General features: G+C 65.8%; 17 protein-coding genes. 15 read left to right on the forward strand and 2 right to left on the reverse strand.

What is annotated here, in order from left to right; all coding sequences use genetic code 11:
* Positions 1-33: 33 nt before the first annotated feature.
* Genes BM046_RS13110 through BM046_RS13135 form a run of 6 tightly spaced genes read left to right on the forward strand, consistent with a single transcriptional unit; the run spans position 34 to position 4,778 of the window.
* The gene (locus BM046_RS13110; RefSeq protein ID WP_090540276.1) at positions 34-933 is read left to right on the forward strand and encodes an energy transducer TonB; all 900 of its coding nucleotides are present in this window, start codon (positions 34-36) and stop codon (positions 931-933) included.
* A 48-nt stretch (positions 934-981) separates the two neighbouring features.
* The gene (locus BM046_RS13115; RefSeq protein WP_090540214.1) at positions 982-1,551 is read left to right on the forward strand and encodes a YqgE/AlgH family protein; all 570 of its coding nucleotides are present in this window, start codon (positions 982-984) and stop codon (positions 1,549-1,551) included.
* On the forward strand, positions 1,551-1,991 hold the full coding sequence (ruvX, locus tag BM046_RS13120; RefSeq protein WP_090540216.1) for a Holliday junction resolvase RuvX: 441 nt from the start codon (positions 1,551-1,553) through the stop codon (positions 1,989-1,991). The genes BM046_RS13115 and ruvX overlap by 1 nt, the downstream gene beginning before the upstream one ends.
* Positions 1,991-2,503, forward strand: coding sequence for a bifunctional pyr operon transcriptional regulator/uracil phosphoribosyltransferase PyrR (gene pyrR / locus BM046_RS13125; protein ID WP_090540218.1), 513 nt, complete (start codon positions 1,991-1,993; stop codon positions 2,501-2,503). Before ruvX ends, pyrR begins: the two co-directional genes overlap by 1 nt.
* Before the next feature lie 5 nt (positions 2,504-2,508).
* A complete protein-coding gene (locus BM046_RS13130; RefSeq protein WP_090540220.1) occupies positions 2,509-3,504 on the forward strand; it encodes an aspartate carbamoyltransferase catalytic subunit in 996 nt (331 codons plus the stop codon).
* Positions 3,505-3,506: 2 nt separating this feature from the next.
* On the forward strand, positions 3,507-4,778 hold the full coding sequence (locus tag BM046_RS13135) for a dihydroorotase (protein ID WP_090540278.1): 1,272 nt from the start codon (positions 3,507-3,509) through the stop codon (positions 4,776-4,778).
* A gap of 72 nt (positions 4,779-4,850) precedes the next feature.
* Here the strand turns inward: BM046_RS13135 and BM046_RS13140 are convergent, their stop codons facing one another.
* Positions 4,851-5,990 (reverse strand): PilT/PilU family type 4a pilus ATPase, encoded by a 1,140-nt coding sequence (locus BM046_RS13140; RefSeq protein WP_090540222.1) that lies wholly within the window; start codon positions 5,988-5,990, stop codon positions 4,851-4,853.
* A gap of 44 nt (positions 5,991-6,034) precedes the next feature.
* Positions 6,035-7,069: a type IV pilus twitching motility protein PilT gene (pilT, locus tag BM046_RS13145; RefSeq protein WP_090540224.1), complete on the reverse strand. Its 1,035-nt coding sequence runs from the start codon at positions 7,067-7,069 to the stop codon at positions 6,035-6,037.
* A 78-nt stretch (positions 7,070-7,147) separates the two neighbouring features.
* On the opposite strand from pilT, the gene BM046_RS13150 reads away from it, so the two are divergent.
* From BM046_RS13150 to hemW, 9 genes are all read left to right on the forward strand, one after another.
* The gene (locus BM046_RS13150; RefSeq protein WP_090540226.1) at positions 7,148-7,849 is read left to right on the forward strand and encodes a YggS family pyridoxal phosphate-dependent enzyme; all 702 of its coding nucleotides are present in this window, start codon (positions 7,148-7,150) and stop codon (positions 7,847-7,849) included.
* Position 7,850: 1 nt separating this feature from the next.
* A complete protein-coding gene (gene proC / locus BM046_RS13155; protein WP_090540228.1) occupies positions 7,851-8,669 on the forward strand; it encodes a pyrroline-5-carboxylate reductase in 819 nt (272 codons plus the stop codon).
* A gap of 9 nt (positions 8,670-8,678) precedes the next feature.
* The gene (locus BM046_RS13160) at positions 8,679-9,269 is read left to right on the forward strand and encodes a YggT family protein (RefSeq protein ID WP_090540230.1); all 591 of its coding nucleotides are present in this window, start codon (positions 8,679-8,681) and stop codon (positions 9,267-9,269) included.
* The gene (locus tag BM046_RS13165) at positions 9,269-9,562 is read left to right on the forward strand and encodes a DUF167 family protein (RefSeq protein WP_090540232.1); all 294 of its coding nucleotides are present in this window, start codon (positions 9,269-9,271) and stop codon (positions 9,560-9,562) included. The genes BM046_RS13160 and BM046_RS13165 overlap by 1 nt, the downstream gene beginning before the upstream one ends.
* A gap of 112 nt (positions 9,563-9,674) precedes the next feature.
* On the forward strand, positions 9,675-10,817 hold the full coding sequence (metX, locus tag BM046_RS13170; RefSeq protein WP_090540234.1) for a homoserine O-succinyltransferase MetX: 1,143 nt from the start codon (positions 9,675-9,677) through the stop codon (positions 10,815-10,817).
* Positions 10,818-10,819: 2 nt separating this feature from the next.
* Entirely contained in the window at positions 10,820-11,410 is a 591-nt protein-coding gene (metW, locus tag BM046_RS13175) for a methionine biosynthesis protein MetW (protein ID WP_090540280.1), read from the forward strand.
* Positions 11,411-11,422: 12 nt separating this feature from the next.
* Positions 11,423-11,872 carry a DUF4426 domain-containing protein gene (locus BM046_RS13180; protein ID WP_235818648.1) on the forward strand — a complete coding sequence of 150 codons (450 nt, stop codon included), beginning with the start codon at positions 11,423-11,425 and terminating at the stop codon, positions 11,870-11,872.
* The gene (rdgB, locus tag BM046_RS13185) at positions 11,865-12,473 is read left to right on the forward strand and encodes an RdgB/HAM1 family non-canonical purine NTP pyrophosphatase (RefSeq protein WP_090540236.1); all 609 of its coding nucleotides are present in this window, start codon (positions 11,865-11,867) and stop codon (positions 12,471-12,473) included. The genes BM046_RS13180 and rdgB overlap by 8 nt, the downstream gene beginning before the upstream one ends.
* Entirely contained in the window at positions 12,470-13,621 is a 1,152-nt protein-coding gene (gene hemW / locus BM046_RS13190) for a radical SAM family heme chaperone HemW (RefSeq protein ID WP_090540238.1), read from the forward strand. Before rdgB ends, hemW begins: the two co-directional genes overlap by 4 nt.
* Positions 13,622-13,743 lie beyond the last annotated feature (122 nt).

Below are 13,743 nucleotides of genomic sequence, written 5' to 3' on the forward strand. Positions count from 1 at the left end.
CGCTGCAGTACGCCCCCCACGCCTATGGACAGCATGAACACAGCAGCGACGCAGCCAGCCCTTGCCGGGCCGCCCAGACCCGGTATCGAACCCAGGGACCGCCTGGGGTTCACCCTGTTCCTGGCGGCGGTGCTGCATGCTCTGGTCATCCTCGGCATCACCTTCGATGTGCCCGATCCCCGGGAGCTGGCGCGCAGCCTGGAAATCACCCTGGCCACCCAGCCCAGCACCGAGGCGCCGGACGAGGCGGACTACCTGGCGCAGTTCGATCAGCTCGGCAGCGGCACCCTGGACGAGAAGGCCACCCCCAGCACCCCCGAAGAGACGGTGTTTCAGGACAGCGAGATCCAGCCGGTGATCCCGGTCGAGGAGGCCGCCCCGCCGCCGGAACCGACCCAGCAGCAGGTGGTGACCACCAAGGCACCGGCGCCCGAGCGCGTGACCAGCGCCCCTGTGCAACCCGAGCCCCGGGATGCACCCCAGGCCGGCATCCGTTTCGATCTGAGCCAGCTGTCCCAGGAAATTGCCAGCCTCGAGGCACAGCTGGCCGAGGAGCGCCAGCAGTATGCCGAGCGGCCCCGGGTGCACCGGCTCAATTCCGCCTCGACCCGCCGGGATCCGGGGGCCTTCTACATGGACTCCTGGCGTCGCAAGATCGAGCGCATCGGCAACCAGAACTACCCGGCCGAGGCGCGCAGTCAGGGCATCTACGGCAGCCTGGTGCTGCGCGTGGCCATTCGCCGTGACGGCAGCCTCGACAGCGTCGAGCTGATCGAGTCCTCGGGTCATCAGGTACTGGATAACGCCGCCCTGCGCATCGTACGTCTGGCCGCACCCTTCGCGCCCTTTACCGGGGATCTGGCCGAATTCGGCCTGCTCGAGATCACCCGCACCTGGCGCTTCGAACCCGGAGATCGCGTTTCCAGTTTCTGAGCCGGCCTGCTCTTGCCCTCCGCGCGCCCGCACCCAATACTATGCGGCATGACCCAGACACTTCCGAGCTACCTCAAGCACCACTTCCTGATCGCCATGCCGCACATGGAGGATCCGCGTTTCGCGCAGACCCTGATCTATCTGTGCGAGCACAACGCCGATGGCGCCATGGGGCTGATCATCAATCGCCCCAGCGGTCTGAATCTGGGTGACGTGCTGGAACAGACCTCCCCTGGCCTGGATATTCCCGCGGGCATAGGCGCCCGCGTGGTATTCAATGGCGGCCCGGTCCAGAGCGAACGAGGGTTCGTCCTGCATCGCGGGCCCGGTCACTGGGAAGGCAGCCTGGACCTCGGACCGCTGCAGCTGACCACCTCCCGCGACATCCTGGTGGACATGACCCGCGGCCGCGGGCCCAGGGAATCCTTCGTTGCCCTCGGCTACGCCGGCTGGGACGCCGGGCAGCTGGAGCGCGAGCTGATGGACAACGCCTGGCTCAGCTGCCCCGCCGATTACCAGATTCTCTTCGAGCTGGAGCCCGAGCAGCGCCTGAACGCCGCCGCACGCAGCCTGGGCATCGATCTCAGCCTGCTTACCAGCCAGGCGGGCCACGCCTGATGACGGCGATCCCCCAGCGGGTCCTCGGATTCGACTACGGCACCCGCCAGATCGGCGTCGCCGTGGGTCAGACGCTCACCGGCAACGCACGCCCGCTCAGGGAGCTGCGCGCCCGGGACGGCGTGCCCGACTGGGAGCAGATCGCCGCCCTGCTGCGTGAATGGGAGCCGGATGCGCTGGTCGTCGGCCTGCCGCTGAACATGGACGGCACCCCGAGCGAGATGAGCGCTCGGGCGCAGAAGTTCGCCCGCCGCCTGCACGGGCGCTTCCAGCTGCCGGTGCACTGCATTGATGAACGCCTTTCCACCTTCGAAGCCAAACAGACGCTGCGTGAAAGCGGCCGTCGTACGCCGGCCAGTTACCGAGACAACCCGGTGGACAGCCTGGCCGCGGCGCTGCTGCTGGAAACCTGGCTGGCCAGCCAAACCAAGGAGACGTGATGACTGAATTACCCGACGTCGGGACCCTGCTGCAACGCATGGGGGAGGACCTGATCGCCCTGCTGGACCGTGAGCAGCGCACCGATCCGGCGGTAGTGGGCATCCACACCGGCGGTGCCTGGATCGCCGAGCAGCTGCGTGACCGCTTCCTCCCGGATTCCCCGCTGGGCAGTCTGGATATCGCCTTCTACCGTGACGATTTCTCGCAGATCGGCCTGCAGCCGGGGGTGCGGCCATCCGAGCTGCCCTTCAGCGTGGAAGGTCGGCATCTGGTGCTGGTTGATGATGTGCTGATGACCGGTCGCACCATACGCGCCGCGCTCAACGAGCTGTTCGACTATGGCCGTCCGGCCTCGGTAACCCTGGTCACCCTGGTGGACCTCGAATCCCGCGAACTGCCGATCCGTGCCGATATCCTCGGCGTCAGTCTGGCACTGCCCCGGGGCCAGCGGATAAAATTGACCGGCCCCGAGCCGTTGCGGCTGACCCTGAACCCCATCGCCGAGTCCTGATCGCCATGAGCCTCAAATCCAGCAAACTGCAACTGAACGAACAGGGCCAGCTGCGCCACTTCCTCGGCATCGATGGCCTGTCCCGCGAGCTGCTGACCGAGATCCTGGACACCGCCGACTCCTTCCTCGAGGTGGGCGAGCGGTCCATCAAGAAGGTACCGCTGCTGCGCGGCAAGACGGTATGCAACGTCTTCTTCGAGAACTCCACGCGTACCCGCAGCACCTTCGAACTGGCGGCCAAGCGCCTGTCGGCGGACGTTCTCAACCTCGACGTGCAGACCTCCTCGACCAGCAAGGGCGAGACCCTGTATGACACCCTGCGCAACCTGGAAGCCATGGCTGCGGACATGTTCGTGGTCCGTCACGGCGACTCCGGCGCCGCACACTTCATCGCCGGCAACGTCTGTCCGGACGTGGCCATCATCAATGCAGGCGACGGCAACCACGCCCACCCGACCCAGGCGATGCTGGACATGCTGACCATCCGCCGTCACCAGAAGCCCTTCGAGCAGCTGTCGGTGGCGATCGTCGGTGACATCCTGCACTCCCGGGTGGCCCGCTCCAACATGGAAGCCCTGCGCATCCTCGGCTGCCCCGACATCCGCGTCATAGCCCCGCGCACCCTGCTGCCCGAGGGCATCGAGCAGTACGGGGTCCGGGTGTTCAACGATCTGCGCACCGGCCTGCGGGACGTGGACGTGGTGATCATGCTGCGCCTGCAGAAGGAGCGCATGCAGAGGGGCCTGCTGCCCAGTGAAGGCGAGTTCTACCGTCAGTACGGCCTGACCAGCGACAGCCTGGCCCTGGCCAGACCCGACGCCCTGGTGATGCACCCCGGCCCGATCAACCGCGGCGTGGAAATCGAGTCCGCCGTGGCCGACGGCGCCCAGTCGGTGATTCTCAAACAGGTCACCTACGGCATCGCCGTGCGCATGGCCGTGATGTCCATGGCCATGGCCGGACAGACCACCCAGCGCCAGTCCAGACAGGGAGCAGAATGAGCATGCGTATTACCATCAGCGGCGCCCGGGTGATCGACCCTGCCAGCCAGCTCGATCAGATCACCGACGTGCATATCGACCACGGTCTGATCCACGCCCTCGGCGACGCCCCGCAGGGCTTCCAGCCCTCCATGACCATAGACGCCCGCGGCCTGATTGCCTGTCCCGGCCTGGTCGATCTGGATGTGAGCCTGCGCGAGCCGGGTTTCGGTCGCAAGGGCAATATTGCCAGCGAGACCCGCGCCGCCGCCGCCGGCGGCGTCACCAGCCTGTGCTGCCCGCCGGACAGCCGTCCGGTGCTGGATACCCCGGCCGTGGCCGAGCTGATTCTCGACCGCAGCGAGCGCGCCGGCCAGGCCCGCGTATTTCCCATTGGCGCACTGACCCGTGGCCTGGAGGGGGAGCAGCTGAGCGAGCTGGTGTCCCTGCGTGACGCCGGCTGCGTGGCCTTCACCCAGGGCCTGGCGCCGGTGGCCAGCAACCGCATCCTGCGCCGGGCCCTGGAATACGCCGCCGGATTCGATCTGTCGGTCATCTTCATGCCCCAGGATGCCGCTCTGGCCGAGGGCGGGGTGGCCCACGAGGGTCCTACCGCTGCCCGGCTCGGCCTGCGCGGCATCCCGGAAACCGCCGAGACCGTGGCCCTGGCCCGGGACCTGCTGCTGATCGAGCAGACCGGGGTGCGCGCCCATTTCAGCGGCCTGAGCAGCGCCCGGGCCATCGACATGCTGGCGGACGCCCAGAGCCGCGGTCTGCCGGTCACCGCCGACGTCGCCATGTATCAGCTGCTGCTGTGTGACGAGGACCTGGACGGCTACTCCAGCCTGCTGCATGTGATGCCGCCCCTGCGCAGCGCCAGCGACCGCCGCGCCCTGCGCCAGGCAGTGCAGAGCGGCGTCATCCAGGCCATCTCCTCGCACCACCGCCCGCACGAATCCGAAGCCAAGCGGGTGCCCTTTGCCGCCGCCGAGGCCGGTATCAGCAGTGTGGAAGTACTGCTGCCGCTGTCACTGACCCTGGTTGCCGATGGCCTGCTGGAGCTGCCAGCACTGCTGGCGCGTCTGACCAGCGGCCCGGCTGCCGCGCTGGGTCTGCCCGCCGGCCGGCTGGCGGTGGGTGACAGTGCGGATCTGGTGCTGTTCGATCCCGCCGGTACCACCGAGATCGGCCACCACTGGCTGTCCCGCGGCAGCAACTGCCCCTTCATGGGCCAGAGCGCCCCGGGGAAGGTCAGTCACACCCTGTGTCAGGGTCGCCTGGTCTACCAGGCCTGATCGTCGCGGCGCAAGCGCCGGAGAGGGAAGCGGCGGCGGACCCGAGGGTCCGCCATCCGGGGAGGGAGGCGCCTAGCGGCGCAGGAAGTTTTCCTCGTCATCCTGGATGCTCAGGGTCTGGTCCTCGCGCATCAGGAACTTGCCATCGGTCTCCGAGCCCAGCTTGATCAGCAGGCGCAGGTCGTTGGCCGAATCGGCATGGGCCAGCGCATCTTCATACGTGATCTCGCCCTGACTGTAGAGCTTGTACAGCGCCTGGTCGAAGGTCTGCATGCCCAGCTCGTTGGAACGGGCCATCAGCGGCTTGAGTTCGTGCACCTCGCCCTTGCGGATCATGTCCGATGCCAGCGGGGTGTTGAGCATGACCTCGATGGCCGCCCGGCGACCCTTGCCATCCGGTGTGGGGATCAGCTGCTGGGCGACGATGCCCTTGAGGTTCAGCGACAGGTCCATCCACACCTGCTGGTGCATGTCGGCGGGGAAGAAGTGAATGATACGGTCCAGCGCCTGGTTGGCGTTGTTGGCGTGCAGGGTGCACAGACACAGGTGCCCGGTCTCGGCGAAGGTCAGCGCGTGCTCCATGGTCTCACGGCTACGCACCTCACCGATCAGGATCACGTCCGGCGCCTGGCGCAGGGTGTTCTTCAGCGCCACCTCGAAGGTATCGGTGTCGATGCCGACCTCACGCTGGGTGACGATGCAGTTCTGGTGCTGGTGAATGAATTCGATCGGGTCCTCGATGGTGATGATGTGACCCGTCGAGTTCTTGTTGCGATAGCCGATCATGGACGCCAGCGAGGTCGACTTACCGGTACCCGTGGCACCCACGAAGATCACCAGGCCACGCTTGGTCATGGCCAGGTTCTTGAGGATCTCCGGCAGGCGCAGCTCCTCGATGGTGGGAATCTGGGTCTCGATGCGCCGCGCCACCATGCCGACCAGGTTGCGCTGGTAGAAGGCGCTTACCCGGAAGCGACCGATACCGCGGGCACTGATGGCGAAGTTGCACTCCTTCTTCTCGGCGAACTCCCGGCGCTGCGCCTCGGACATCACCCCGAGCACGGTTTCCCGGGTCTGCTCGGGTGACAGCGGGGTCTTGGTCACCGGCAGGATGCGGCCGTGCACCTTCATGCTCGGTGCCACACCAGCGGTGATGAACAGGTCGGACGCGCCCTTTTCGACCATCAGGCGCAGCAGCTTTTCGAACTCCATAATTTCCTCATCCGGGACGCCTTCCTGCGCCCTCTACATGTCTGTCAGATGGCGTCCGACGCCTTGGCCTTTTCCCGCGCCGCTTCCCGGGTAACCAGACCACGGGCCACCAGGTTCTTCAGGCACATGTCCAGGGTCTGCATGCCGATGTTGCCGCCGGTCTGGATCGCCGAGTACATCTGCGCCACCTTGTCCTCGCGGATCAGGTTACGGATCGCCGGGGTGCCGATCATGATCTCGTGGGCAGCCACCCGTCCCCCACCTATCTTCTTCAGCAGCGTCTGGGAGATCACCGCCTGCAGGGATTCGGACAGCATGGAACGGACCATGGCCTTTTCTTCACCGGGGAACACGTCCACTACCCGGTCGATGGTCTTGGCGGCGGAGGTGGTGTGCAGGGTGCCGAATACCAGGTGACCGGTTTCCGCGGCGGTCAGCGCCAGGCGGATGGTTTCCAGGTCACGCATCTCACCGACCAGGATGATGTCCGGGTCTTCCCGCAGGGCCGAGCGCAGCGCTTCGGCAAAGCCATGGGTGTCACGGTGCACTTCACGCTGGTTGACCAGGCACTTCTTCGACTCGTGGACGAACTCGATCGGGTCCTCGATGGTGAGGATGTGCTGGTACTTGGTGTTGTTCAGATAGTCGAGCATGGCCGCCAGGGTGGTGGACTTGCCCGACCCTGTCGGTCCGGTGACCAGCACCAGCCCGCGGGGAACATCGGAAATCTGCTTGAACACATCGCCCATGCCCAGCTCTTCCATGGTCAGCACCTTGGAAGGAATGGTACGGAACACTGCGCCAGCACCACGGTTCTGATTGAAGGCGTTGACCCGGAAACGGGCTACCCCCGGGACTTCGAAGGAGAAGTCCGTTTCCAGAAATTCCTCGTAATCCTTGCGCTGCTTGTCGTTCATGATGTCGTAGATCAGCGCGTGCACCTGCTTGTGTTCCAGTGCAGGTACGTTGATGCGGCGCACATCGCCGTCCACACGAATCATGGGCGGCAGTCCGGCCGACAGGTGCAAGTCCGACGCGCCCTGTTTGGCGCTGAAGGCTAACAGCTCGGTAATATCCATAGGGTTCCCCATTGCAACCTGCAAGCATGTAGAATGCCGTTCAGGTCAGCTCCATTGGCAAGGTGTTCAACGTCCGTAATGTCCACGATAGCAGAGAATATTGCAAACGTTCGTATGCGCATTTTGCGTGCTGCGCACGCTGCCGGTCGTGATCCCGCGGAGGTCACCCTGATGGCGGTCAGCAAGACCCGGGCAGCACCCGATATCCGCGAAGCGGTCGCTGCCGGCATCGAGCACATCGGGGAGAATTACCTGCAGGAAGCCCTGTCCAAGATGGCCGAATTGCAGGATCTGCCGCTGGTCTGGCACTTCATCGGGCCGATCCAGTCGAACAAGACGCGGGCCATCGCCGAGCATTTCGACTGGGTGCACAGCGTCGATCGCCTGAAGATCGCCCAGCGACTGTCGGCACAGCGGCCTGACCAGCTGCCACCGCTGAATATCTGCCTGCAGGTGAACATCAGCGGCGAGGCCAGCAAGTCCGGGGTAACCCTGGCCGAGCTGCCGGAACTGGCCAGCGCCGTGGCCGCCCTGCCCGGCCTGCGTCTGCGTGGCCTGATGGCCATCCCCGCACCGGCCAGCGACAGCGCCGCCCGCCGGGTACCACTGCGCGCCCTGCGCGAGGCCATGACTGCTCTCGAGCTGCCGCTGGACACCCTGTCCATGGGCATGAGCGACGATCTGGACGAGGCCATCGCCGAGGGCTCGACCCTGGTGCGTATCGGCACCGCGCTGTTCGGCGCCCGCGACTACTCCACTCCCGCAGCAGAGGAACAATGAGATGACAGCACCGCGAATCGGATTCATCGGCGCCGGCAACATGGCTACCAGCCTCATCGGCGGCATGCTGCAGAACAGCTTCAAGGCCGGCCAGATACTGGCCAGCGATACCAGTGCCGAACAGCTGGAGCGACTGCACCGCCAGTTCGGCATCCACACCACCACCGACAATGCCGAGCTGGCCCGGGACTGCGATGTGCTGGTGCTGTCGGTCAAGCCGCAGGTCATGCAGGCGGTATGCGCAGCGCTGCCGGCTCCGCGCCGCTCCGGCCAGCTGGTGATTTCCATTGCCGCCGGCATCACCTGCGACAGCCTGGCCGCCTGGCTGGGCGCCGACACGCCACTGATCCGCTGCATGCCCAATACCCCGGCGCTGCGGGGTCAGGGTGTCAGCGGCCTGTTCGCCGTGCCCCGGGTCAGCGCCGAACAGAGAAAGCTGGCCGAGAGCATCCTCAATGCCGTGGGCATCAGCCTGTGGCTGGAGCAGGAGAGCCAGATCGATGCGGTCACCGCGGTATCCGGCAGTGGCCCGGCCTACTTCTTCTACCTGATGGAGGCCATGACCGACGCCGGCGAGCAGCTGGGCCTGCCCCGCGAGGTGGCCGAACGCCTGACCCTGTTCACCGCCCTGGGCGCCGCCGACATGGCCGTGCACAGCGACGTGGACACCGCCGAACTGCGCCGCCGGGTGACCTCGCCCAACGGTACCACCGAACGCGCCATCAACAGCTTCGCCGCCGATGACCTGCCGGGCATGGTGGCCCGGGCCATGCGCGCCGCCGCCGAGCGCTCCGCCGAACTGTCCAGAGAACTCGCCTGAGGAGACAAGATGAACGGACTGAACATGGCCGCCGTATACGTGGTGCAGACCCTGGGCAGCCTGTACCTGCTGATAGTGCTGCTGCGCTTCATCCTGCAGCTGGTGCGCGCCGACTTCTACAACCCCCTGTCACAATTCATAGTGCGTGCCACCCAGCCGCTGCTCAAGCCGATGCGGCGGGTGATTCCGGGCTTTGCCGGGGTGGATGTGGCCTCCCTGATCCTGGCGGTGCTGGTGCAGCTGGTGATCCTGGCGCTCATCATCAAGCTGATGGGTTACGCCCTGCCACCGGTGCTGCAGCTGCTGGTCTGGTCTCTGGTAGGCGTCACGGCACTGTTTCTGAAGATCTTCTTCTTCGCCCTGATCATCAGCGTGATCCTGTCCTGGGTAGCGCCGCACAGTCACAACCCGGCGGCGCTGCTGGTCACCCAGATCTGCGAGCCGGTGCTGGCGCCCTTCCGCCGCTTCCTGCCGGCGATGGGTGGGCTGGACCTGTCGCCCATCTTTGCCTTCATCGCGCTCAACCTGCTGGACATGCTGCTGATCACCAACCTGGCGATGGCCACCGGCATGCCCAAAGGCCTTACCCTGGCGCTGTGATGGCCGGCTTCTACCAGTGGCGCGGTGCCGATCTGCTGCTGGACTGTCACCTGCAGCCCGGCGCCAGGAGCATCGGCTTTGCCGGTCAGCACGGCGAGCGGCTGAAGATCCGTATCAGTGCGCCGCCGGTGGACGGCAAGGCCAACGAGATGCTGCTGGCCTTCCTGGCCAAAGAGTTCGATGTGGGGCGGCGGCAGGTCAGCCTGCTCAGCGGTCAGCAGAGCCGGCAGAAGCGGGTGCTGATCGAGGCGCCCGGGCGGCTTCCCGAGGAGCTCGGTATTGCCCGGCCCTGATGGCCGTCGGCTTGCGATCCGACGCCCTCAGACCCTAGACTGACGCCTCGCTCATTGGGCCGGCCCGCATGACGGCCGGCGTGCCAATCCAGAACAGGAAAACGAAAACCCCATGTCCCAATTCCCTGCTGATTCCGTCGGCCTGGTCACGCCCCAGCGACAGACCTTCAGCGAACCGCTGCAACTGGCCTGCGGGCGCAGCCTGGCCAACTACGAGCTGGTCTACGAGACCTACGGGCAGCTCAATGCCAGTCGCAGCAATGCGGTGCTGATCTGCCACGCGCTGTCCGGGCACCACCACGCCGCCGGCTACCACAGCCCGGATGACCGCAAGCCCGGCTGGTGGGATGTCTGCATCGGGCCCGGCAAGGCCATCGACACCAACCGCTTCTTCGTCGTGTCCCTGAACAACCTCGGCGGCTGCCATGGCTCCACCGGCCCGTCGAGCATCAACCCGGACACCGGCAAGGCCTGGGGCGCACATTTCCCCATGATAGTGGTGGAGGACTGGGTCAACAGTCAGGCCCGGCTGGCCGACCATCTGGGTATCCGGCAGTGGGCCGCCGTGGTCGGCGGCAGCCTGGGCGGCATGCAGGCGCTGCAGTGGGCCATTGCCCACCCCGATCGGCTGCGCCATTGCGTGGCCATTGCCACTGCCTCCAAGCTGTCGGCGCAGAACATCGCCTTCAACGAGGTGGCCCGCCAGGCCATCCTCAGCGATCCGGACTTCCGCGACGGTGACTACGCCGCCCATGGCCTGGTGCCCAAGCACGGCCTGGGCCTGGCGCGCATGGTCGGGCACATCACCTATCTGTCCGACGATGCCATGGGCCAGAAATTCGGTCGCGAGCTGCGCAGCGATGAGCTGAAGTACGACATCAAGGGCGTCGAGTTCCAGGTCGAGAGCTACCTGCGCTATCAGGGCCAGGAATTCTCCCAGCGCTTCGACGCCAATACCTATCTGCTGATGACCAAGGCGCTGGACTACTACGACCCGGCACGGGCCCATGGCGGCGACCTGGCCAGGACCCTGGAGCCGGTGCAGGCCAGGTGCCTGGTCATGTCCTTCAGTACCGACTGGCGCTTCCCGCCGTCACGCTCCCGGGAGCTGGCCAATGCGCTGATTGCCGCACGCAAGGACGTCAGCTATCTGGAGATCGAGGCCGATCAGGGGCACGATGCCTTCCTGCTGCCGATTCCGCGCTATATCCAGGCCCTGAGCAGTTACATGAACCGTATCGAGGTGGATGCATGAACCTGCGCGCCGATCTGCAGATCATCGAAAAATGGATCAGCCCCGGCAGCCACGTGCTTGACCTGGGTTGCGGCAATGGCGAGCTGCTGCACTACCTGCAGAGCCAGAAAAAGGTCCGCGGCTACGGCCTGGAAATCGATCCGGACAACATCAACACCTGCATCAACAAGGGCGTCAACGTGATCGAGAAGAACCTCGACCACGGATTGGACAACTTTGCCGATCGCAGCTTCGACACCGTGGTCATGACCCAGGCCCTGCAGGCGGTGCACTACCCCGACCGCATCCTCGAGGACATGCTGCGCATCGGCCGCGAGGCGATCCTGACCTTCCCCAATTTCGGTCACTGGCGCTGCCGCCTGTACCTGGGGATGAAGGGCCGCATGCCGGTATCCGAGTTCATGCCCTACACTTGGTACAACACCCCGAACATCCACTTCTGCACCTTCAAGGACTTCGAGAACCTGTGCCATGAAAGGTCGGTGAAGATTCTCGACCGCCTGGTGGTGGACCAGACCCACCAGAGCAGCCGCCTGAGTGCCATGTGGCCCAACCTGCTCGGGGAAGTCGCCATCTATCGTGTCACACGCTGACAAGGAGCCACCATGTTTCGCCATCTGTTTGCCGCCCTGCTCATGCTGATCGCCGGCGTCGCCACCGCCCAGCAGGGCCCGGCACAAAGCCCGCAGCGCTTCGGCGATCTGCTGGTGCATCACAACGCCTTCAACAGTTCCTACCTGCAGCCGGAGATCGCTGCCGCAGCAGGCCTGCAGCGCGGCCCGCGCCAGGGCGTGGTCAATATCGCCGTGCAGCGGCTGACCGAGGAGGGTGTGGAGGTCGTGGATGCCCGGATCGAGGGTACAGTGACCAACCTGCTGCAACAGACCACACCACTGCGCTTCATTCGCATCCAGGAAGAGGATGCCATCTACTTCGTTGCCAACTACAGCGCCGGACAACGCGGGCTGCTGCGCTTCGAGGTGAAGGTGCAGGCCGACGACAATGCCCCGGTGCACACGGTGCGCTTCCAGCAGGAGTTCCATCCGGATGAGTAAGGCTGCCCTGCCCTTCAGCAGACTGGTGCTGGCCAGCAACAATGCCGGCAAGCTCAAGGAGTTGCAGGCCATGCTCGGTGACGACATCGAGGTGCTGCCGCAGCGGGAGTTCACCGACCAGGAGGCCGACGAAACCGGCCTGAGCTTCGTCGAGAATGCCATTCTCAAGGCCCGCCACGCCGCCCGCGCCTCGGGCCTGCCCGCACTGGCGGACGATTCCGGACTGGCGGTGGATGCCCTGGGCGGCGCCCCGGGCATCTACTCGGCGCGCTATGCCGATGGACAGGGGGATGCGGCCAACAACGCCAAGCTGCTGCAGGCTCTGCGCGACGTACCGGACGCGGAGCGCGGCGCGCGCTTCATCTGCGCCCTGGCGCTGGTACGCCATGCCGAGGACCCGGTGCCGATCATCTGCGAAGGCGCCTGGGAGGGCCGTATCCTGCACGCCGCCCGGGGTGAGCACGGCTTCGGCTACGACCCGCTGTTCCTGATTCCGGAGCTGGGGCTGTCCAGCGCCGAACTGCCGGCCCGGCAGAAGAACCAGCTCAGCCACCGGGCCCGCGCCATGCAGCAGCTGCGCGCCCGCCTGGGACTGGCGTGAGCGGCACCGGAGAATCCGGCCTGCCACCGCTGGCCGCCTATGTGCACATACCCTGGTGTGTGCGCAAATGCCCCTACTGCGACTTCAACTCGCATACCTACGACAGCGGCCTGCCGGAGGCCGAGTACATCGATGCCCTGATCGCCGATCTGGAGCTGGAGCTGCCTCAGGTGCATGGTCGGGAGCTGGTGTCGATCTTCTTCGGTGGCGGCACCCCCAGCCTGTTCTCCGCTGCCAGCCTGGACCGTCTGCTGCAGGCCATGCAGCAACGCCTGCGCTTTGCCGGCGACATCGAGATCACCCTGGAAGCCAATCCGGGCACCTTCGAGCAGGCCAAGTTCCGCGACTACCGCGCTATCGGCATCAATCGCCTGTCGATCGGCATCCAGAGCTTCAACCCCGAGCACCTGAAGGCGCTGGGGCGCATCCATGATGACAGCGAGGCGCTGGCGGCGGTGGACATGGCCCGCCGCGCCGGTTTCGACAACCTCAATCTCGATCTGATGCACGGCCTGCCCGGTCAGAGCCTGGCCCAGGCCCGCGCCGATATCGACCAGGCCATCGCCCTGGGCCCGGAGCACCTGTCCTGGTACCAGCTGACCCTGGAGCCCAACACGGTGTTCTACAGCCGCCCGCCACAGCTGCCCGAGGACGAGGTGCTGTGGGATATCCAGGAAGCCGGCCAGGCCCGGCTGGCCGAGGCCGGCTATGCCCAGTACGAGATTTCCGCCTATGCCCGCAGCGGACGCCGTGCCCGGCACAACCTGAACTACTGGCAGTACGGTGACTTTATCGGCATAGGCGCCGGCGCCCACGGCAAGCTGACCCAGCCGGACGGCACGGTGGAACGCAACTGGAAGACCCGCCAGCCGAAGGACTACCTCAACCCGAAAACGCCCTGGCTGGCCGGCAGCAAGCGGCTGAGCGCCGAGGAGCTGCCCTTCGACTTCCTGATGAACGCCCTGCGGCTGGTGGAGGGTGTACCCAGCGCCTGGTATCAGCAACGCACCGGTCAGAGCCTGGCGACCATCGCTCCACTGCTGGACAAGGCCGTGCAGCGCGGACTGCTGGAGCCCTGGCAACAGCAGTTGCGCCCTACCGAACAGGGCCGGCTGTTTCTCAATGATCTTCTGGAGATGTTTCTCTAGCCCGCTGGACGAGATGGTGCTCGTCCCTCCCGGGTGCTCACTGCGCCTGAGGGAACCGAGCAGAGGCGGGTTGTCGGCCAGCCTGTGCTCGCCATCCCGATGGGGTGCCGCGCACCTGCGCT

The sequence above is a fragment of the Halopseudomonas formosensis genome (genome assembly GCF_900115905.1).
GTDB lineage: Bacteria > Pseudomonadota > Gammaproteobacteria > Pseudomonadales > Pseudomonadaceae > Halopseudomonas > Halopseudomonas formosensis.